This window comes from Mesorhizobium sp. GW821-FHT07A06 (genome assembly GCF_059419085.1).
This window is the reverse complement of sequence record NZ_JBWKRC010000002.1, coordinates 95029-115076: the sequence shown is the minus strand read 5'-3', so window position 1 is coordinate 115076 and position 20048 is coordinate 95029. Positions and strand designations below refer to the sequence as shown.

The window sequence follows — 20048 nt, the reverse complement described above, 5'->3', positions numbered from 1 at the left end:
CCCCGAAGGGGTGACAGAGTGGTGACCGGCAAAGGGATCGTCATCCGCGAGGCGCATTTCCCAGGCCGCGCTCCGATCGAGGCCTATGGCAATGGCGGGTTTCGCTTTGCCGACATGTCGCATCGCGGCTCGTTACTGTGCCTACCATCCGGCATCCATGGCTGGGAGCCGGCGGACGCTGCGGCGCTGACGGTGGCGGATTTCGACAAACTTCTGGCCGAGGCCGACAAGGTCGAGATCCTGCTGGTCGGCATGGGCAGGGATCTCCGGCCGTTGCCGGCAGCGTTGCGGGCGGCGCTGAAAGAGGCGGGCATAGCGTCCGATCCGATGTCGACCGGAGCGGCGGTGCGAACCTACAATGTCCTTCTGGCGGAAGACCGCGCCGTGGCTGCCGCGCTCATCGCCGTCGATTGATATGTCCCAGAATGCCAAAATCGTCATGGACGCGGTGCGCGCCGCCGACCATGACCGGTATCTCACGGCGCTCTACGCGCCGGCCGACAAGCGCGATGCGCTATTTTCGCTTTACGCTTTCAATGCCGAGGTCGCGGGCATTCGCGACCGCATCCATGAAGCGTTGCCGGGTGAGGTACGGCTGCAATGGTGGCGCGATCTCATCGCCGCCGACAATGATGGCGCGGGCATCGGTCATCCCACCGCCGACGCGCTGAAGGCGACAATTTCCGTCCATCGCCTGCCGAAATTGGCCTTCGAGAACATGCTCGAAGCGCGCATCTTCGATCTCTACGACGATCCGATGCCGTCGCGCACGGATCTGGAAGGCTATTGCGGCGAGACGGCAGCCGCGCTCATCCAGCTTGCGGCGATGGTGCTCGATCCCGTCGACGCGCCGCGCTTTGCGGAATTGGCGGGCAGGGCGGGCTGTGCGCAGGCGATGACCGGCCTGCTTCTGCTGTTACCGCTGCACCGCAAGCGCGGGCAATGCTTTGTCCCGGCCGACATCCTGGCGGCGGCGGGATCATCGCCGGAAGAGTTTGTTGCCGGCGATGGCGGGCCTGGAGCGCAGCGCGCCGTGGCGGCGATGATCGCGCTGGCACGCGAACACCTTTCAGCCTTCGAGCGGGGCGCCGCGGAGTTGCCGGCGTCATTGCGCCCGGCATTCCTGCCGCTGGCGTTGTCGCGCGCCTATCTCGACAAGATGGAAGGGTTGGGCCGTTCACCGCTCGACAGCGTCGCGCGGCTCTCTGCCTTGCGCCGGCATTGGCTCCTGTTGCGGCGCGCAAGCAAGGGCTGGCCGGCGCTTTGACGTAAACGTCAATCATGTTAAGGATCCGGCGGACCCCGAAAACTGTCGCCGAAGACGACAGGCCCGGCCCGGAGGAAATCCATGAGCTTGCCCGTGCTGGTCGCGATCGTCGCCTTCGGCATTGCGCTGTCGGTTGCCGCGGTGCATTTCACCGGCGGCAGCAAGACGGCCACACTGGCCGGCCCGGATCAGGCGTTGCGCCGTTTCGCCGAAGATTATCCTGACGAGACGGCTGTGACGGTCCGCCTGACGGCGGATGCCAAGACGGCATTTATCGATCTTGGGCGAGGGCGTGTCGGCATTGTTCACGGCATCGGCGATCGGTTTTTGACCCGCATCGTCACGCCTGCAGACACAAAGGTCTGCGGCGCCGACGAGGCGCATACGATTCTGGTCCGGCTGACGGATTTCACCTGGAAGGGCGGCCGCTTCCGCTTCGCGAGTGCCGCCGATGCCCGGGCCTTGCTGATGGCTTTCGGATCGCATCATTCAAATTCCGCTGGGGAGGCCGCGTGACGGAGAGCTATGATTTCCCGCAGGTCACCCAACTCGCCATTCCGTTCTTCGTCGCCGCGATCCTGATCGAGCTCTGGCTGGTGCGCAGCGGCCGCGCCAAGGGCTCGTTCGAGACGCGCGATACGCTGACCAGCCTGATGATGGGTACCGGTAATGTCGTCGCCGGGCTGCTGCTTGGTGTCGTCTCCTACTGGGCGCTGCTGTGTGTATGGCAGTTCCGCGTCTTCAATCTCGGCCTGTCGGCCTGGGTGTTCCTGGCCGCCTTCCTGCTCGATGATCTGCGCTACTATGTCTATCACCGCATTGCGCACCGGGTGCGCTGGGTGTGGGCCGAGCATGTCAACCATCATTCGAGCCAGCACTACAATCTGTCGACGGCGCTCCGGCAAAGCTGGACCGGGCTGTTCACCTTCATGTTCGTGCTGCAGGCGCCGCTGGTGCTGCTCGGCTTCCATCCGGCGGTGATCGCCTTCACCTTCGGCTTCAACCTGGTCTGGCAGTTCTGGATCCACACCGAGACCATCGGCAAGATGTGGGGCTGGTTCGAATTGATCTTCAACACGCCGTCCCACCACCGCGTCCACCATGCCACCAACCCGCGCTATCTCGACGCCAACTATGCCGGAACGCTGATCATCTGGGACCGGATGTTCGGTACCTTCGTCGAGGAATTGGAGGAGGACCGGCCGCGCTACGGCATCGTCAAGAATCTCGGCACCTTCAACCCGCTGAAAGTGGCCTTCCACGAATGGATCGGCATGTTCAGGGATGCGTTTTCGCCGGGCCTGACGCTGCGCGAGCGCCTGAATTACTTGATCAAGCCGCCAGGCTGGAGCCATGACGGCTCGCGCGAAACTTCTGAAAGCCTGAAGGCTGCTTATGTCAGGCGAAATCCCGCCGAGGCGGGGAAGCCGGGACTGCCTATGGCGAGTGCCGAGCCGGCGGAGTAACTGCTTGGCTGCTAGGAGGCGTCGTTCGAACCGCCACCGCGCATCAGCGTCTCGTAGTCGAGGCCTCCGTAGAAGATGTTGACGATGCGGACAACATCGCCCTCGATCACGTAGGCGATAACGGCCGAGTGTTCGAACGGGACGGTTCGCAGCCCCGGCACAATGTCGTCGCGCGAGCGGCCGCCGCGAGGTGCATTGCCGATGTTCTGGCAACGGCCTCGATGCGCAGAACGAAATTTCTCGCGGCGTCAGGGCTTCCGCTCGCCTCGACGAGGTATCTGAAAATGTCTGCAAGATCGTTACTGGCGCTTTCGCGATATTCGACCTCAAGCCGCCGGATCATCGGCGCGGCTCGAATACTGTGCGAACAATCGTCCAAGGCGGTCGCGAACCTCCTCCCCAGAAAGATTCGGCCTTGTATCCTCGATCGACGCCTTCACCCGCGCCCTGATCGAGGCCATGCGCTCGGCATGCTCGTCCTCTTCGCGCTGGAAGGCGCGGAGCGCCGCACGGATGACCTCGCTCGCCGAGCCGAAGGAGCCGTCCTCGACTTTCTCGCGGATCATGCGCGCCATGGCGGGCGTGACGGTGACGGACAGTTTTTCGGCAGATTCCATAGAGCGGCTCCCTCAGGCAGGAAAGTAGGATAGTATCCTACTTTCCTGCCTGAGGTTCAATCCCGAGATTGCTTATTCCGCCGCCTGCGCTGCCTGCGCCGGCAGCCCCAGCCATTGCCGGCAATCGCCCAGCGCGCGTGACGTGATGGCGTGCCTTTTGGCGACTGTCTTGTCCTTGCCGCGCAGTCGCTTGCCTTCGGTCTTCGGCGCTTCCATCGGGGGGAACAGGCCGAAATTAACGTTCATCGGCTGGAACGAGCGCTTGCCTGGCTCATCGTCGGAAACAATATGGCCGCCTGTGATGTGGTTGAGCAGCGCGCCGAAGGCCGTGGTGAGCGGCGGCAGCGACGGCGCATGGCCGAGCCGTTCGGCGGCGGCGAAGCGGCCGGCGAGCAGGCCGATGGCGGCGCTTTCGACATAGCCTTCGCAACCGGTGATCTGGCCGGCGAAACGCAGGCCAGGGCGCGACTTCAGCTGCAGCGAGGCGTCGAGCAGCGTCGGCGAGTTGATGTAGGTATTGCGGTGCAGGCCGCCGAGGCGAGCGAAGTCGGCGTTTTCCAGGCCCGGAATGGTGCGGAAGATACGGACCTGTTCAGTGTGCTTCAACTTGGTCTGGAAACCGACCATGTTGTAGAGCGTGCCCAGCGCATTGTCCTGCCGGAGCTGGACGACCGCATAGGCCTTCACCGTCGGATTGTGCGCGTTGGTCAGGCCCATCGGCTTCATCGGCCCGTAGCGCAGCGTCTCGACGCCGCGCTCGGCCATGACCTCGATCGGCAGGCAGCCGTCGAAATAGGGCGTGCCTTCCCATTGCTTGAATTCCGTCTTCTGGCCGTCGATCAATGCCTGCACGAAGGCAAGGTACTGCTCCTTGTCCATCGGGCAATTGATGTAGTCCTTGCCGGTACCGCCAGGCCCGACCTTGTCGTAGCGCGACTGGAACCAGCAAATGTCCATGTCGATCGTGTCGAAATGGATGATCGGCGCGATGGCGTCGAAGAAGGCGAGCGCGTCGGCGCCGGTCGCCTCGGCGATCGACTGGGCAAGTCCAGGCGCGGTCAGCGGCCCCGTGGCGATGATCGCCTGGTCCCAGTCCGCTGGCGGCAGGCCTGGCACTTCCTCGCGCTGGATGGCGATCAGCGGGTGTGCTTCGAGCTTCTTCGTCACGGCCTCGGAGAAACCGTCGCGGTCGACGGCAAGCGCGCCGCCGGCCGGCACCTGGTTGGCGTCGCCGGCACTCATGATCAAGGAGCCGGCCAGCCGCATTTCGGCGTGCAGCAGCCCGACCGCGTTGTTTTCGGCATCGTCGGAGCGGAAGGAATTGGAACAGACCAGCTCGGCCAGGCCATCGGTCTTGTGGGCGTCCGTGCCCCGAACCGGCCGCATCTCATGTAGAACAACGGGAACGCCGGCCTGCGCCACCTGCCATGCGGCTTCGGAACCGGCGAGACCACCGCCGATGATGTGGATAGGATTTTTGCTCATGAGCGCCGGAATAGTCGCTTGCCGCCGCGATTGCAATTGTCGCTCTGCGGTGAGCGGGAATCGCCTGGTCGGGAGCGCCTGCCCTTGAAAACAACAACACCCGCCGGGGGAGGAGGTCCGGCGGGTGTCGTTTTGGAGGTCGACCCTCGGGAGGAGGTGAAGGTCGACCGTATTCGTCATTGCCGGGGAGGAGGTCGGCTTTGACGAAATCTCTTTCGCCTTTTGAAGAGGGGCGAAACCTCTGGGGCAACTTTGCCACCTGGGAAACAGCGCCCGCCGCGGGAGGAGGTGCGGCGGGCGCCGTTTGGTTGGCCAACCCTCGGGAGGAGGTGAAGGTTGGGCCTATTCGTCATCGCCGGGGAGGAGGTCGGCTTTGACGAAATCTCTTTCGCCATTTGAAGAGGGGCGAAACCTCTGGGGCAAAATTCGTTTTTGCCGCCCGGGAAACAACGCCCGCCGCGGGAGGAGGTGCGGCGGGCGCCGTTTTGGTGGTCAACCCTTGGGAGGAGGGTAAGGGCCGACCGTCTTCGCTGGGCTCGGGGAGGAGGTCGATTCCAGCGAAATTCCGTTAGATCGCCTTGCGGGCGATGATCTTGATTTCGTCGCGGACGATACCGAGATCATGCAGCTGGCGGTTCGAAAGGCGACCCAGCTCGGTAACCGTCTCGCGATAAACGCGCCAGTTACGATAGTTGCGGATCAGGTTCATTGTGGTTCTCTTTTTTAGAAACTTGTTCGGACCATTCGCGGCCCGAAGAATTAGACCGCCTTGCGAGCGACGTAAGGAATGTCGCTGCGGCTGATGCCGAGGTCGGTCAGTTCGCGGTTGCTCAGGCGGCTCAGCTCGGACACGGTGTCCCTGTAGCGGCGCCAGTTGCGGTAGTTGCGGATCAGGTTCATGGTAGTTCTCGTTTCGTCTTTCTTGCGGATCATTCCGTTTGTGTACGAACCATAAATAGGCGGGCCCATATCGATTTAAAAGCGCTATGGCTGCATGGCAGCAATGCAAATTGTGCAATGCAACATTAACGCGCCTTCACGGACCTGACACAAAGAAGCCAGAATCAGAAAATGCCGTAACGTCAACGGTTTGGCTGGTTCGGCTGAAAAAAACGACCTAGCGGGGGAGGCAGGGCATGGCAGGGTACTCGACACGGGTCAGGTCCGACATCGCGCGGTGGCTGCAGACAGGCCTGATCGACGCCGCGACGGCCGATTCCCTGACGCGTGACGTCGAGGCCAACGAGCGCAAGTCGCTGAGCTTCGGTTCTATCCTGGCGATGATGGCGGCGCTGCTGTTTGGCGCGGCCATCCTGATCTTCGTCGCCGCCAACTGGGATGCGATCCCTCGGCTCGCTCGAGTGGCCGCGCTCTTTGCCATCATTCTTGGCGGCTATGTCGGCGGCGCGGTGCTGAAGACGCGCGACCATGCGGCGATCGGCGAAGCGCTGTGGATCGTGGCTGCCGCTGCTTTCGGCGGTTCGATCGCGCTGATCGGCCAGATGTATCATTTGTCCGGCGACGAGGCTTCCGCGCTGGTCACCTGGGGTGCCGGCACGGCGCTGGCGGCGGTGGCACTGCGGTCGAACCCGCTGACCGTCGCGGCGGTCGGTATCGCCGACGCCTGGCTGTTCCTGAAAGGGTTCGATTACTACAGCCGCACCAACTTTCCGCATGCCTTCGTCGTCATGGCGGTCGTGCTCTTTGCCGTCTCGTTCTGGACCCGCAGTCAGCCGGCGCGGCACCTGATCATCCTGTCGCTGCTCTTCTATCTCGTGCTGTTGGCCGGGAATCACGCGACGCTTCCGGTGGCGATCCCCCTTGTCATTGTCTCCGCCGTGCTTTTCGCGGCTGCCGTCTTCGCACCGGAACCGGTCGACCGGATCGTGCAGCTTGGCGGCCGCTTACCCTTGCATGCTCTGCTCGGCTTCCTCACCGGCCTGGCAATCATCCAGTTCGAACTGGCGGACGAGAGCACCTATAACAGCGGCTTCGCCATCGCCTCGGTCGTCGCGCTCGCCGGCATCGTTGCCGCTATCGTGCTGGCGGGGCGGGAAAGCCGAGGCCTGCGCTGGCTTGCCTATCTCGGCTTCGCCTTCGAACTCGCCATGATCTATGTCGTGACCTTGCAGTCGATGCTCGACACGGCCGGCTTCTTCCTGGCCGCCGCGGTGCTGCTCGGTATCCTGGCAGTCGTCATCATCCGCGTCGAAAAACGCATGAACGGTCCAGCCATCGGGGGAGCCACGGCATGATGGCCGGAAAGAGACTTGTCATCTCGGCGCTGGTGTTGGCGCTCGTCCAGATAGGATTCCTGAGCTGGATCATCGCCGGCCGGGCGGCGATCCTACGCAACGGCAAGGACGTTCTGTTGAAGATCGAGCCCGTCGATCCGCGCGACCTGCTGCGCGGCGACTACATTGTCCTCGGCTACGACATCTCGCGCATTCCGGTGAAAATGATCGCCAATATTCCCGCCGGAAAGTTCTCCAGCGACGACACCTCGATCGTGGTCCGCCTGAAGAAGGGTGCCGACGGCTACTGGACGCCGACCACTGCCTGGTTCGGCAAGGCGCCGACGCCCGCAGCGGCCGACGAAGCCGATATTCTGGGCCATGTCGCCGAAGGCTGGGATCTGCGCGGCGAAGGCATGACGATCGCGCCGGAGTACGGCATCGAGCGCTTCTACCTGCCGGAGGGCGAGGGCATCGCGATCCAGAACGACATGCGGGTGCGCCCGTTCGGGATACGCCTTGCACTCGCCAGCGACGGTACCGCGCAGATCAAGGCGCTGGTCGATGGCGACAAGACGTTGTTCGAGGAGCCGCTCTATTAGTGATGTTGGATGTCGGTCATTGGTGCGGGTAGAGGGACTCGAACCCCCACGATCTCTCGCCAGAACCTAAATCTGGTGCGTCTACCAGTTCCGCCATACCCGCATGGTCCGGCAATCTCATGTAGCCATCATTCTGTCAATGTCGGAGACAAGATGGTGGGTCAGGGCCGAAATGCTGGTTATTCGCCTAAGCGCGAAGACTGTTGAAAATTAGCCTCGCCTGTGACAAAAGGCGTGTCAAATGTGACGGGACGCGACGATCCGCTTCTACAGAATGTGATAAGAAGTAGGAAAAACAAGAACTTATTCACATTTTGGAACGCAGTTTGGGAGAGTTTGAGCCGTAATTTCGGTCAAATCGCCAGGTTCCGTACCAAAAGCCATTCCCGGCAAGATTATACCGGCAGGCTGTAAACGGCAGAGGCCGTGGCAGTCTCATTGGTGAAAACAAAGGTTTTACGATGCAGGTCACCGAAACGCTCAATTCCGGTCTCAAGCGCGAGATCAAGATCACCGTGCCGGCCGGTGACATGGAAGCCAAGCTGATGGCGCGGCTGTCTGACGCGCGCAACAAGGTCCGCATCAACGGCTTCCGCCCCGGCAAGGTGCCGGTGCAGCACCTGCGCAAGGTCTACGGCAAGTCGTTCATGGCTGAAGTGGTCAACGAGATCCTCAATGATTCGACCCGTTCGATCATTACCGGCCGCGGCGAAAAGGCCGCCATGCAGCCCGAGGTCATCATGACCGAGGACGAGAAGGAAGCCGAGAAGATCCTGGCCGGCGGCACCGACTTCGAATTCCGCCTCAACTATGAGGTCATCCCGGCGATCGAGATCAAGGATTTCTCCGACATCAAGGTGACGCGCCAGGTGTTCGACGTGCCGGACAGCGAGATCGACGAGCAGGTCAAGCGTGTCGCCGAGTCGGCACGCAGCTACGAGCCGAAGACCGGCAAGGCCGCCGAAGGCGACCGCGTCAGCATCGACTATGTCGGCAAGATCGACGGCGAGGCCTTCGCCGGCGGCGCCGGGACCGATCAGCCGCTGGTGCTGGGCTCCAAGGAGTTCATCCCGGGTTTCGAGGACCAACTCATCGGCGCCAAGGCGGGCGACGAAAAGCAGGTCACCGTGACCTTCCCGGAAAACTACCAGGCAGCGCATCTGGCCGGCAAGGAAGCGACCTTCGACGTCACCGTCAAGGAAGTGTCGAAGCCGGGCGAGCTGGAAATCAACGACGAGACCGCCAAGAACCTTGGCCTGGAATCACTGGAGCGCCTGCGCGAGATCGTACGCGGCCAGATCGAGAACCAGTTCGGCTCGATGACGCGCCAGAAGGTCAAGCGCCAGCTGCTCGACCAGCTCGACGCGGCCTATTCGTTCGAGGCGCCGTCGAAGCTCATCGACGCCGAGTTCAACAACATCTGGGCGCAGGTCAATCGCGATCTGGAAGCCGCCGGCCGCACCTTCGCCGATGAAGAGACGACCGAAGAAGAAGCCCGCGCCGAATATCTGCGTCTTGCCGAGCGCCGCGTGCGTCTTGGCCTGGTGCTCGCCGAGATCGGCGAGAAGGCCGGTGTCACGGTGTCGGACGAGGAATTGCAGCGCGGCCTCTTCGAGCAGGTTCGCCGCTTCCCGGCCAACCAGCAGCAGGAAGCCTTCGAGTTCTACCGCAGCAACCCCGAGGCGCTGAACGCGCTGCGCGCACCCATGTTCGAGGAAAAGGTGGTCGATCACCTGCTCGGCCAGATCTCGGTCACCGACGTCAAGGTCAGCAAGGAAGAGCTGATGGCCGATGACGAGGAAGCGGAGACCACGACCAAGGCGAAGCCCGCGAAGAAGGCGGCGGCCAAGAAGGCCGAAGCCAAGGCGAGCGAGGCTAGCGACGAGGCGGAAGAGCCGAAGAAGAAGGCCGCGCCGAAGAAGAAGGCCGCCAAGGACGCCGAATAAGTTTCCCGCACTTGATGGAATCGACGAAGGCCGCCCTCAAGGCGGCCTTTTTCGTTGCGAAACTGCAACAGCCGGTTCGCTTCTCGGGACGCGGCACTTGGCGATACCGGGCGTTGATCATTATCTGCGCTGCTGCTGCAAACCGTATGGTTCCTGGAGGGGGCGTTGAGCCTATTCTTTGAAACGGGGCGTGCTGTCGCCCTGGCGCTCGTTCTAGCCTTCGCCTGTGATCTTGCCCAAGCCGACGCGCTTGCCGGCGACTGGCGCTTCGGCACGGATGACGCCGGTCTTGTCACTGCTTCGCTTCATGCCACCAACAAGCTGATCACCGGCGGCGGCGCCTTGAGCTACAGCCCGGTGCTGACCATTGCCTGCCGGGCGGATGGCGAACCGCGCTGGACCGAATGGCTGCAGTTGAATGACGGGGTTTCGGCCAGCCGCAAGATCACCATATCGGTTAGCGTCGACGGCGGCGGCAAGTTCGACGAGAGCTGGTCGGTCGGGTCACGCGGCCGAATGCTGGTGCGCGACGGCGCCGACGGCATCAAGCGCCTTGTTCCCGCAAGACGGCTTTCGCTTTCCTGGCGGTTTGGATTGTTGTCAGGCCGCGGCCAGGCGGATTTCGACCTTGCCGGGCTTGAAGAGGCGGTCGAGCAGATCGCCGAGACCTGCCGAACCGATCCGCCTTGAGCGCGGCCGGGTTCTAAACCTTCGCAAAGCTTGGGTTTTCTACCCTCGGCCTGGATTCCATGGTATGTTGGTGCTGCAATTCCACCGGGGAGATATTCCGCCCAGGCGCGATCGTATGACGCCGACATCGACGCGCTGATGTCGCGCACGTCAAGGCGGCCGGTTCCGTCGGGCCGCGTCACGCCGGGCGAAGCGCTCGGATTCGACCTTGTGCTCTCCGCGCTTTCGGTCACTGGCGTGCTGGTGGGTCGGCCGGGTGAGGGGCGCGCTTTTGAGGCAATTCCGGACGGAAAACCGCTTCATACTTTCCTGGAATTGCTCTACCGGCACCATTTCTCGACGGCGATCGCAATCGCCTTTGTGCAATTGACGAGATCGCGCACTGAAACGCGTTCGTTCGGCTGATGAGCCTGTGCCGGATCGCCCGGACCGAAATTTACGGTCGGCGTGTTGCCAAGCCCGGTCGGCAGGCCGATGTCGCTGTGCGCGCCGAAACCGCTGAGGACCGGTGACAGCTTGGCTTCCTCGACCGCCTGCTGGAAGACGCCGACGAACGGATTGTCCGACGGAATCTCGGCGCAGTCGGCGTCTAGGATCCATTCGACGCGGGCCGGGTGCTTTCGCAGATAGGGGTCCGCCTGGCAGATATTGGCGATGTGTTCTTCGATTTCGCGTTTGACGTTGCCGCCCAGCCTGAACTCGTCATGCTCGCTCGGCAGATACTGCGCGTCGATTATGATCTCGCCGCGTCCTGCCATGGAGGAGGGGTGTTCGCCGGCATTTATCTGGGTGACGATGATCTGGTTGGGCAGGTCCATCAACGGATGGTTCTTCCTCGGATCGAACATCCAGCGCCGGTTGAGAATGTCGATGCCGTCGAGGATTTGCCGGCAAAGCTGGACGGCATCGACCGGGCCGCTGGAATACCAGGCATTCGGCGTGAGTTCGGCGTGGCCGCCTATGCCGTCGATGATGATCCTGCCCCACAGGATGCCGTGGCAGAGCGGCGCTATTCTGTTTGCCGTCGGTTCGGTCATGATGCCGGCGTCGGCGTGAAAGCCGCGATCGACCATGGCGAGCGAGCCCATGCCGCCGATCTCCTCGTCGACGACGGTGGTGAAGACGATGTCGCCGGACAGGGGAATGTCTAGCTCCTTCAGGATTTCGACGGCCATCAGCATGCAGGCGACGCCGCCTTTCATGTCGACCGTGCCGCGGCCGTGCAGAAATCCATCCTTGAGGACGGGCTTGAACGGGTCGGTCGTCCAGTGGCTGGCGGCGCCGGGCGGCACGACGTCGATGTGGCCGGTGAGCATGATGGAACGCCCGCCGCCGGTGCCTTTCAGGACGCCGCCGAGATTGGGCCGGCCGTCGAAGGTCCGGCCCTTGTTGGCGCCGGCGCGGCCTTTGTATTTTTCATAGAGCGCCGGACCGTCCGGATCCCAGAGATCGGTCGTGAAGCCGAGCGCTTCGATGCGTTTTTGCAGATAGAGCTGGCAATCGCGCTCACCCGGCCCGGCCTCCCTGGGATTGGATTTTACAATCGAGGGGAAGGCGACGAGATCGCTCAGCGTTGCGACGATGCGGTCGGCCGCTGCCTCGACGCGTGCGGCGATGATCTCTTCTTTTGACGGCATCATGATCTCCAACGTTGGGAAAGTCGGTCGGCGAGAAGGACGAAAACCAGAAGGGCGCCGACAATCCCCACCTGCCAAACCGTGTTGATGTTCAATTGCAGAAGACCGGTCTTCAGTGTGACCAGCAGCAGGACGGCCGCGAAAACGCCGCCGACGCCGCCGCGCCCGCCGGTGATGACGATGCCCCCCAACATGGCGGCGGTCAGAGATTCCAGTTCGAGGTTCTGGCCGATATTGGGCCTGCCGCTGCCGAGCCAGGCGAGCGAAACCAGACCGGCGGCACCGGCGAGCGCTCCGCTCAGGCAATAGAGAATGAAGCGCACGCGATCGACCGGGATGCCGACCAGCTTGGCCGAGCGTTCATTGAAGCCCATGGCGTAGATCCAGCGCCCCCAGGCAGTCGAGATCAGCACCAGGCCAGCCAGGACGAAGCATGGGATGGCAAGTGTGAGGAAGGGCATGGGAATGCCCATCACGACGCCACGCCCCCAGACAAGCAGCCATGACGGCACGCCGGCCTGGGCGGCACCGCCGGTGACGGCCAGTGCCGCGCCTGAATAGACGAAGAATGTGCCGAGCGTCGCTATGAAGGGAAGCAGGGCGAGCCCGTTGACCAGCCATCCGTTCAATGCGCCGAGCACCGCCCCGGCCAGGATGCAGACGACCGGCAGCAGGACAGGTGGCAGGCCAAGCTTGACGCAAAGCATTGCGATGATGGCGGACAATGAGACCGCGCCGCCGACCGACAGGTCGATGCCGGCGCCACCGGCCAGGATGACCAGCGCCTGGCCGAGGCCGACCAGCGCCAGGATCGTCGAGAACTGAAGAATGGTGGTGACCGTGCCGAGGTTGAAGACCGAAGGCCTGAGCGCCAGCAGACCGACGATCACGATCAGCCAGAGCGCGCAGAGCAACGCCAAGGTGAGGGCTGGGCCCTGCAGGTTGCGGAGCGTCTTCATGCGCGGGCCCGCTGTATCAGGCCAAGCGGCAACCGGTTGGAGACGGCCTCGAAGCCGAGCACGCCGATGATGAGAACGCCGGTGACGACGGGCTGCCAGAGCGAGGGGACGCCGACCAGCAGCAGCCCGTTCTGGAGGATTCTCAAAAGCAGCACGCCGAGCACGGTGCCGATCAGGCTGCATTTGCCGCCCAATATGCTCGTCCCGCCGAGAATGACCGCGGCGATGGCATCGAGCGCCAGCGTGCTGCCGACCGTCATTTCCACATTGCGGTAGGTGGCGACATAAAAGGTGGCGGCAATGCCGGTCAGAAGGCCGCTGATGAGGAAGGTCATGAAGCGGGTCTTGATGACCGGTATGCCCGACAGCCGCGCCTTTTCCTCCGAATTGCCGATCGCCAGCAGATGCAGCCCGTAGGGCGTCCGCCGCAACGCCAGCCAGACGATGAGATAGGCAATGGCGATCACCAGGGCGGGAACAGGGACGCCGAGTACGGTTGTCGCAAGGATGTTGGTGAGGCTCGAGGGCAGGCCGGAAAGCCATTGTCCGCCGAGCAGGACGAAGACGGCGGTGCGGTAGACGCCGAGCAGGCCAAGCGTGCCGACGATGGCGGGCACGCGGCCGAGGACGACGACAATTGCCGTCACGCCTCCAAGCAACGCCCCGACCAGCGGACCGGCAATGATCGCCAGCAGCGGACTGCCATCGGCACCGAGCACGCGACCGATGGCAATGGCCGCCAGCCCCATGACGATGCCGATCGACACATCGATGCCGCCCATTGCCAGCAGCAAGGTCATGCCGAGGCCGATCAGCAGCAGTTCGACGCTGTTGCGCAGTACCGTCGCCGCATTGCCAGGGGTGGCATAGTGAGGCGATGCGACGGAAAAGATGAGGATCGCCAGCAAACAGGCGACAAGCAGAGACCACTCTCGTCCGTTCATGGAGAAGACACCGTTTGCAGACTGTCGCACCGCGCTCATGTCAGGCTCAGAAGTTGAACTTGTCGACATTGTCCTTGGTGAAGACAGCCGGCGGCCCGAGCAGCAGGATGCCCTTGGCGGAGTCATAGGTAGCGGGCTTTTCCAGGCCGACGATCTTGTTCTCCGCCTCGAAGGCCTTGCCGTCGATCAGCTGTTTGCCGGCCCACACCGTGAGATAGCCGAGCTGCTCGGGATCCCACAGAACGGTGAAGCCGAAGGCGCCGCTCTTCAGGTAGGAGCGCGCCGTGTTCGGGCTGCAATAGCCGGCGCCGATGACCGAGCCGATCTTGCCGGCGGTCTCGATTGCCTGGGCGACGCCCGGGCAGGTCGAGGATGCGACGGCGATGATGGCCTTGATGTCGGGGTTGGCGGCCATGAGATCGCCAGAGATCTGCGCGGCGCGCTCCGCGGTGCCGCCGGCGAATTGCGGGGCGAGCAGCTTCAGCTTCGGATATTTGGCCGTGGCTTGCTTCTGCATGAAGCCGATCCAGGCGTTGAGGTTTGACGCCGTCGCCTCGCCGGAGACGATGCCGATCGTTGCGTCCTCGCCGACGCGCTTGACGAGCTCGTCGATGATCGTCGTGCCAAGGCCCTCGTCGGTTGCCTGGGCCACATAGACCGCGCGGCCGCTGTCGGGCGCATCGCTGTCGCTGGTGAACAGTTTGATGCCCTTGGCCTTGGCGCTCTCGACCACCGGGGCGATGCTGGAGGCATCAAGCACGCTGACCGAGACCGCCTCGACGCCCTGGTCGATCAGGTTCTGGACGATCTGCAACTGGTCGACCGGATTGGTGTCGACCGGGCCGGAATAGATGAAGTCGACGCCGAGATCCTTGGCGGCGCGATTGCCGCCGGCTTCCATGGCGTTGAAATAGGGGATGCCGATCAGTTGCGGGACAAAGGCAACCTTGTGCTTGTCCGCGGCATGCCCTGCGGTGGCAACGACGAGTGACAATGCGGAGGCGGCGAGCACTTTCTTGAGTTGTGAAAGCATTTTGGTTTGATCCTCTCTGGAAATGACGTGCGTTTCAGTTTGTTTTTTCGAGCGCCCGCACGTCGGGATGAGCGCCTGTTATGAGCGAAACGACTTCCTCGTGATTGGTCTCGGTGGCCAGCCGTTCGGCCACCTTGCGGCCGCGCCGGAACACGACGATGCGGTCGGCAACCTCGAAGACTTCGGAAATGTTGTGGCTGATGAGGACGACGGCGCAGCCGCGCGCGGCGAGCCGCCGTGTCAGCGCCAGCACCTTGCGGGTCTCGGCGACGGCAAGGGCCGCCGTCGGCTCGTCCATGATGACCAGCTTGGCATTCAGATTGAGCGCCCGGCAAATGGCGACCGCCTGGCGCTGACCGCCCGACAGGCTGCCGACAGGCGCTTCCGGGTCGGAGATATGGGCATCGAGTTCTTTCAGCAGGCCGTCGACGCGCTGGCGCATTTCCTGGCGCTTCAGGAACGGGACACCAAAAATGGAGCGTTTCAATTCCCGGCCGAGAAACACGTTCTCCGCGATCGAAAGGTTCTCGGAAAGCGCCAATTCCTGGAAGATCGTCGCGATCCCCGAGGACGCCGCATCCTTGGGAGAAGAAAAGGCGACTGGTTTGCCTTCGATGACGAGTTCGCCGTCGCTCGGCGCATGAGCGCCTGCCAGGATCTTGATGAAGGTCGATTTGCCCGCGCCATTGTCGCCGAGCAGCGCCAGCACCTCGCCGGAATGGATTTCCAGGTCGACATTCGCCAGCGCGGTCAGCGCGCCGAAGCGCTTGGCGATGTTTCTGGCCACAAGAAACGGTGCAGTCATGGCGGTTTCCCAGCTGTTTCTGATCGGGCTGAGCGGCTAGATGGTCTTGCTCACCCAGCGCAGCACATTGGTCCAAAAGCGCGCATAGCCGGGCCACTCGACAAAGCTGTTGGGCAACCAGTGCGGGCCGATGTCTGATGTCCAGACCAAGGTGCGGCCTTCGCCATGGCGCCCGGTGACCAGCAGCGGGTGGCCGCCCTGGTCTTGCGGCAGCCGCGCCAGGACTTCGACATCGTCCCGCTCGCGGGCAACGACCTCGTTGGCGCCGAGAAGCATGGGCCACTCGCCGTCGATGCCGGCAAAGAGCGGATGATCCCTGGGGCCGGTGATCTCGGGCCGAAAGCCCTCTGGGATTTCCAGCCGGTCGTCATTGGGAAGACAAGTCACCGGCAGCGCATCCTCGACAGCCGTGCGATGCCAGCGCGCCTTGCCGTCGATGCCCTGGAAGGAGAAATAGCCGCCGATCATGATCAGGCCGCCGCCGGCCAGCGTCCAGTCGCGCAGAAGCTTGAGCCGGTTGGGGACCGTCTTGCCGTGCAGCCAGACATCGGGATGGAGCAGTAGCGAGTTCGCACCGATGTCGGACAGGATGATCGCCCTGTATTGCGACAGGCCTTCCATGGTGAAGGGCAGCTTTTCGACGGCCTCATGGGCCGGCATATAGTCGAGATCGAACTCGCTGTCCTTCAGGGCGGCAACGAGCGGTGTTGCGCCCAGATGAAAGGTGACGCTGCCGAACTGATCGAAACCCTTGTAGTGGGTTGCCGAACTCATCCAGCTCTCGCCGACCAGAAGGACTTTTGCTCTCGCCATGATCATATTCTCCCGATTTCGCCTGATGGGCTGATGTCCAGAAATTGATAAGTCTTTGATTTAATTTGCCATAACAGTGTCGCCCGCCAAGGCGGTGGCCTTCAGGGTCGCGAAATCGGCGATGTAGCCCTGCGCGCCTTCGACCGTGGTCGTCAGGCTCGCGCCGATCGCTGCATAGCGGGCGGCGGCGTCCAGCGACGCGCCATGCAGCCACAGGCTCAGGAAGATGCCGGCGAAGCTGTCGCCGGCGCCGGTGGCATCGACGCGGTTGACCGGAAGTGCCGGCACCTCGATCTGTGGGCCGCCGCCAGCCGGGAACACGACCGCGCCAAACTCGCCAAGGGTGAGCACGACGGTTCCACGCGGCTTGATGCGTGACAGCCTCAGCCGCACCTCTTCGATCATGCTTGCCATTCCGGTGCGAAAGCCGAAAATCTCGCGCATCATCACGTCGTTGATGAAGGTCAGATCGATCTGCCTGACCATCTGCGCGAAGGTTTCGGGCGTGCGCGCACTTTTGGGCAAGCCGGCCGAATGCAGGCTGACCTTCCAGCCGGCCTGATGAAAGCGCGTGATGGAGGCGGTCATCGTCTCATAGTGAAAGCCTTCGATATGCAGGCAGGCCGGGCGCTGCTCGGACTGGATGTCCAGATTGGCGGTCAGGTCGACCTCACCCAGTTCGAACGGTTCGCTGATGATGGTGCGGCTGCCGTTGCGCTCGATGATGACGATCGCCTGCGAAAGCCGGTTGTTGGGCGTGCTGCGGATGGGGAGGGCGTGGACGCCCAGCTTGGAAAGTTCGCCCAGCGCCCAGTCGCTTTCCGCATCCCTGCCGACCGCCGTCGCCAACTCCACGTCAAGAGCGTAGGGCGCCCCGACGCCGGCCGCGGCAACCGCGAGATTGGCGGCCGGGCCACCCAGCGCCTTTTCGATATGGCTGGCAGTGATCCGGTCGTCTCTATGCGGCAGCACGTCGACGCGGCACAGGAAGTCGACGCTGACGCGTCCGGCGACCAGAAGTCTCGGCAGGTGATCGAGGTTTTTTGGCCTGCGCAGTGCGCGGCCGGGCAGGGAACGCGCGAAGGAACTCGGCCGGTACATCAGTGCGGCGACCGCCTTCTCGATGCGGTCGCGCGTGTCTTCCCTGAGGCCGGCAGTGCCATTGATGAAGTTCGAGACCGTGCCGATGGAGACACCGGCGGTCCGTGCGACATCCGCTATGGTAGGGCGCTTGCGTTGCAATTGCCTGGTTCCGATTGAAGCGTTTCAAACGGTAACAGCGGAAGCGCGGCGCCTCAACGAAACTATTTTCCAAAAAACTGAATGTGGCGCTTGCTGATTGGAAGATTGATCCAATCGTGTCGGTGTGATTGGACTGATCTTTCCGGGATTGAACGATTTTCAAATTTCGGCATTTCGCTCGATTAGCCGCGCTTCATCGGACGTACATCGCAGCGCCTTTCAGCAACCCAGCAAGCAGCTGCCACGCTTGAATGGTCCCCGGGCGTTTTGCCTGCGGCCAGAACAGCAATGCCGCCGGGCGAACCCGACGGCATTGTCTTCGGCAAATCAGGATACCGCCGTTTTTGGTGGATGCCTAAGGCGTCGTCTGCGCGTTGATCTTGGCCGCCATCTGGTCGATCTTGCCGGCAAGGACGCCCTGGGCCCATGCCGTGACCTCGGCGTCGACCGGTTTGTTGGCCATGTCCGTCAGTGCCGCGTCGAGCGACGCCTGATCGGTGCCGACGGTGGCGGCGGCGGCCGCCGCTTCTGCCTGGGCAGCCGCCGCGTTGTCGGCGTCGACAACGGCTTGCTGCGCCGAGATCTGATCGTTCACAGCCTGGATTTGTGCGGCCGTGGCGGTCGGATCCGCCTGCAGCGCGGTCAATTGCGCATTCAGCGTATCCAGTTGGGCCTGGGCAGCGGCGGCCGTGGTGGCAGCCGCCTCAGCCGCGGCCTGGGCGTTCTTGGCTTTCGCCGACTGCGTCACAAAGGCCTGAATGGCAGCGAATTTCTTGCTCTTGGAATTCATATAGGCGTTGATGTTGCGCTGCAGCGAGTTCAGCCGACCAAGCTTGGCATGGATGTTCTTGTCCTTGGGCACGGACGCGACCTGGGTGTTGTCGACCGTGGTATCGGTTGTTGTGTCCGTTTCCGCCTTGGCTGCTTGTCCTGGGGCTGACGCAGACTTTCCATGCGAAGCGCCGCTCTTGCCATGGTCATTGCTGCCAGCATTGCCATTGCCGCCGGCATTGCCGTTACCATTGCCGCCGGCGTTGCCATTGCCGCCGCCGTGCCCGTTGCCTCCACCGTGCCCGTTGCCGCCCCCGGCGAGCGCCGGCGACGCCAGAAGCGCCAGTGCGGCAAGCGCCGCGAACAAAGTTTTCCGGTTTGTCATGATGTCTCCTCGGTGAATCGCCACCTCCGCCCACCGCTAGGGCAGCGTAATATGAGAAACCGCTAACCGTACGGAGTAAACTTTAGACAAATGCGGTCGCAATGCGCGAGGCTGGTAACCGCAGACGGCGTAATTATTTGATATTCCACGCAAATCAGCGCCATGAGACGGCCATGGCACTGAAGTCCCATCCCGGCCGGACCATGGTCTTAGCTCGCCGCAATAATGGTCGAGCGGCCTGTCGAAGGCGCTGGAACATGGGAAGCCGGTGACGAAAGCCTGGTCGGATGCGTTGCGCGCGAACGCCCTGGCTTCGCTCTCGGCGAAGATGACTTGTTCGCCATATCGGCCGCCGCTCAGATCAGCAGCAGTCCCTTCATGCTGGCATATCCCTTGCGCCCGATGATGATGTGGTCGTGCACGGCGATACCCAGCCGTTCGCCCGCCTCGATGATCTCTTTCGTCATCTCGATATCGGCGCGCGACGGCGTCGGGTCCCCTGACGGGTGGTTGTGCACCAGGATAATCGCGGTGGCCGACAGTTCGAGCGCGCGCTTGACCACTTCCCTGGGATAGACGGGCGTATGGTCGACAGTGCCGGTCTGCTGCACCTCGTCGGCAATCAGCGCGTTCTTCTTGTCGAGGAACAGGATACGGAACTGTTCGCGTGCCTCGAAGGCCATGGCAGAGCGGCAATAGGCGAGAAGCTGCGTCCAGGACGACAGGACTTCGCGGCCATGCACCTCGCCATGCGCCATGCGCTGCGCCGTTGCAGCGACAACTTTCAGGTCGAGCGCCACCGCCGGGCCGATGCCCTTGACCTCCTGCAACAAGTTGACGGGCGCGCCAAGCACCTCGGCCAATGTCCCGAACCGCGCGAGCAACGCCTTGGCGGCCGGCTTGGTGTCTGCGCGCGGGATCAGCCGGAAGAGCAGGAGCTCCAGAAGTTCATAGTCGGGCAGGGCGTCCGGACCGGCTGAGACGAAGCGCTCGCGCAAGCGGTCGCGATGGCCGAGATATCCAGGTTTCTCGGCTGAGGCCGGCTTGGCCTTCGCCGCACGCCGGACCGGTACCTCGGAGAAGAAACTCCGCTCGTCGTCTTCGTCGTTGGCTTTCCCCATCCGCCCCCGCATCCGGCAATCGATCGGGCGC

The 20048-nt window shown here is 63.0% G+C and carries 22 protein-coding genes, 1 tRNA gene and 1 pseudogene; 9 read left to right on the top strand and 15 right to left on the bottom strand.

Annotated features, from left to right (window positions below):
- Positions 1–21 precede the first annotated feature (21 nt).
- The 4 genes from AC07SZ_RS06020 to AC07SZ_RS06005 all read left to right on the top strand — a co-directional run bounded on the left by AC07SZ_RS06020 (position 22) and on the right by AC07SZ_RS06005 (position 2733).
- Positions 22–414: an Mth938-like domain-containing protein gene (locus AC07SZ_RS06020; protein WP_081295109.1), complete on the top strand. Its 393-nt coding sequence runs from the start codon at positions 22–24 to the stop codon at positions 412–414.
- Between the two features lies 1 nt (position 415).
- Complete coding sequence (locus AC07SZ_RS06015) at positions 416–1267, top strand: phytoene/squalene synthase family protein (RefSeq protein ID WP_494913732.1); 852 nt, start codon at positions 416–418, stop codon at positions 1265–1267.
- An 81-nt stretch (positions 1268–1348) separates the two neighbouring features.
- Positions 1349–1783 carry a hypothetical protein gene (locus tag AC07SZ_RS06010; RefSeq protein ID WP_494913731.1) on the top strand — a complete coding sequence of 145 codons (435 nt, stop codon included), beginning with the start codon at positions 1349–1351 and terminating at the stop codon, positions 1781–1783.
- On the top strand, positions 1780–2733 hold the full coding sequence (locus tag AC07SZ_RS06005) for a sterol desaturase family protein (RefSeq protein ID WP_494913730.1): 954 nt from the start codon (positions 1780–1782) through the stop codon (positions 2731–2733). Before AC07SZ_RS06010 ends, AC07SZ_RS06005 begins: the two co-directional genes overlap by 4 nt.
- 11 nt (positions 2734–2744) lie before the next feature.
- On the opposite strand, the gene AC07SZ_RS06000 is transcribed toward AC07SZ_RS06005, so the two are convergent.
- The 5 genes from AC07SZ_RS06000 to AC07SZ_RS05980 form a co-directional block, all read right to left on the bottom strand.
- Positions 2745–2894, bottom strand: a complete 150-nt coding sequence (locus AC07SZ_RS06000; protein WP_494913729.1) for a hypothetical protein — start codon at positions 2892–2894, stop codon at positions 2745–2747.
- Positions 2895–3059: 165 nt separating this feature from the next.
- Entirely contained in the window at positions 3060–3350 is a 291-nt protein-coding gene (locus AC07SZ_RS05995) for a type II toxin-antitoxin system ParD family antitoxin (protein ID WP_056572344.1), read from the bottom strand.
- A gap of 72 nt (positions 3351–3422) precedes the next feature.
- Positions 3423–4835, bottom strand: coding sequence for a methylenetetrahydrofolate--tRNA-(uracil(54)-C(5))-methyltransferase (FADH(2)-oxidizing) TrmFO (gene trmFO, locus AC07SZ_RS05990; protein WP_494913728.1), 1413 nt, complete (start codon positions 4833–4835; stop codon positions 3423–3425).
- A gap of 568 nt (positions 4836–5403) precedes the next feature.
- Positions 5404–5544: a DUF1127 domain-containing protein gene (locus AC07SZ_RS05985; RefSeq protein WP_065005581.1), complete on the bottom strand. Its 141-nt coding sequence runs from the start codon at positions 5542–5544 to the stop codon at positions 5404–5406.
- Positions 5545–5594: 50 nt separating this feature from the next.
- Positions 5595–5735, bottom strand: coding sequence for a DUF1127 domain-containing protein (locus AC07SZ_RS05980; RefSeq protein WP_013531315.1), 141 nt, complete (start codon positions 5733–5735; stop codon positions 5595–5597).
- Positions 5736–5971: 236 nt separating this feature from the next.
- Here AC07SZ_RS05980 and AC07SZ_RS05975 point away from each other — a divergent pair, with 236 nt between their 5' ends.
- Both AC07SZ_RS05975 and AC07SZ_RS05970 read left to right on the top strand, forming a co-directional pair.
- Positions 5972–7090, top strand: a complete 1119-nt coding sequence (locus AC07SZ_RS05975; RefSeq protein ID WP_056572342.1) for a DUF2157 domain-containing protein — start codon at positions 5972–5974, stop codon at positions 7088–7090.
- On the top strand, positions 7087–7671 hold the full coding sequence (locus tag AC07SZ_RS05970; protein WP_494913726.1) for a GDYXXLXY domain-containing protein: 585 nt from the start codon (positions 7087–7089) through the stop codon (positions 7669–7671). Before AC07SZ_RS05975 ends, AC07SZ_RS05970 begins: the two co-directional genes overlap by 4 nt.
- Before the next feature lie 20 nt (positions 7672–7691).
- Here AC07SZ_RS05970 and AC07SZ_RS05965 read toward each other — a convergent pair.
- Positions 7692–7774: transfer RNA gene (locus AC07SZ_RS05965), tRNA-Leu, on the bottom strand.
- A 358-nt stretch (positions 7775–8132) separates the two neighbouring features.
- Between AC07SZ_RS05965 and tig the strand changes: the two genes are divergently transcribed.
- The 3 genes and pseudogenes from tig to AC07SZ_RS05950 all read left to right on the top strand — a co-directional run.
- Positions 8133–9617, top strand: a complete 1485-nt coding sequence (tig, locus tag AC07SZ_RS05960; RefSeq protein ID WP_056572338.1) for a trigger factor — start codon at positions 8133–8135, stop codon at positions 9615–9617.
- A gap of 165 nt (positions 9618–9782) precedes the next feature.
- Positions 9783–10307 carry a hypothetical protein gene (locus AC07SZ_RS05955; protein ID WP_056572336.1) on the top strand — a complete coding sequence of 175 codons (525 nt, stop codon included), beginning with the start codon at positions 9783–9785 and terminating at the stop codon, positions 10305–10307.
- 108 nt (positions 10308–10415) lie between these two features.
- Positions 10416–10541: pseudogene (locus AC07SZ_RS05950) on the top strand (UbiA family prenyltransferase); the annotation flags it as partial.
- Between the two features lie 86 nt (positions 10542–10627).
- Here the strand turns inward: AC07SZ_RS05950 and AC07SZ_RS05945 are convergent.
- The 9 genes from AC07SZ_RS05945 to radC form a co-directional block, all read right to left on the bottom strand.
- A complete protein-coding gene (locus AC07SZ_RS05945) occupies positions 10628–11944 on the bottom strand; it encodes a M20 family metallopeptidase (RefSeq protein ID WP_494913724.1) in 1317 nt (438 codons plus the stop codon).
- Positions 11944–12903 carry an ABC transporter permease gene (locus AC07SZ_RS05940; protein WP_056572334.1) on the bottom strand — a complete coding sequence of 320 codons (960 nt, stop codon included), beginning with the start codon at positions 12901–12903 and terminating at the stop codon, positions 11944–11946. The genes AC07SZ_RS05945 and AC07SZ_RS05940 overlap by 1 nt, the downstream gene beginning before the upstream one ends.
- On the bottom strand, positions 12900–13886 hold the full coding sequence (locus AC07SZ_RS05935) for an ABC transporter permease (protein ID WP_081295110.1): 987 nt from the start codon (positions 13884–13886) through the stop codon (positions 12900–12902). The genes AC07SZ_RS05940 and AC07SZ_RS05935 overlap by 4 nt, the downstream gene beginning before the upstream one ends.
- A 7-nt stretch (positions 13887–13893) precedes the next feature.
- Positions 13894–14880 carry an autoinducer 2 ABC transporter substrate-binding protein gene (locus tag AC07SZ_RS05930; RefSeq protein ID WP_056572329.1) on the bottom strand — a complete coding sequence of 329 codons (987 nt, stop codon included), beginning with the start codon at positions 14878–14880 and terminating at the stop codon, positions 13894–13896.
- 34 nt (positions 14881–14914) lie between these two features.
- Positions 14915–15685 carry an ATP-binding cassette domain-containing protein gene (locus AC07SZ_RS05925; RefSeq protein ID WP_494913723.1) on the bottom strand — a complete coding sequence of 257 codons (771 nt, stop codon included), beginning with the start codon at positions 15683–15685 and terminating at the stop codon, positions 14915–14917.
- Between the two features lie 36 nt (positions 15686–15721).
- Positions 15722–16498: a glutamine amidotransferase gene (locus tag AC07SZ_RS05920; RefSeq protein WP_494913721.1), complete on the bottom strand. Its 777-nt coding sequence runs from the start codon at positions 16496–16498 to the stop codon at positions 15722–15724.
- Positions 16499–16558: 60 nt separating this feature from the next.
- The gene (locus AC07SZ_RS05915; protein WP_494913720.1) at positions 16559–17740 is read right to left on the bottom strand and encodes a carbohydrate kinase family protein; all 1182 of its coding nucleotides are present in this window, start codon (positions 17738–17740) and stop codon (positions 16559–16561) included.
- A gap of 355 nt (positions 17741–18095) precedes the next feature.
- The gene (locus tag AC07SZ_RS05910; RefSeq protein WP_494913719.1) at positions 18096–18896 is read right to left on the bottom strand and encodes a hypothetical protein; all 801 of its coding nucleotides are present in this window, start codon (positions 18894–18896) and stop codon (positions 18096–18098) included.
- Between the two features lie 356 nt (positions 18897–19252).
- The gene (radC, locus tag AC07SZ_RS05905; RefSeq protein ID WP_494913718.1) at positions 19253–20017 is read right to left on the bottom strand and encodes a RadC family protein; all 765 of its coding nucleotides are present in this window, start codon (positions 20015–20017) and stop codon (positions 19253–19255) included.
- Positions 20018–20048 lie beyond the last annotated feature (31 nt).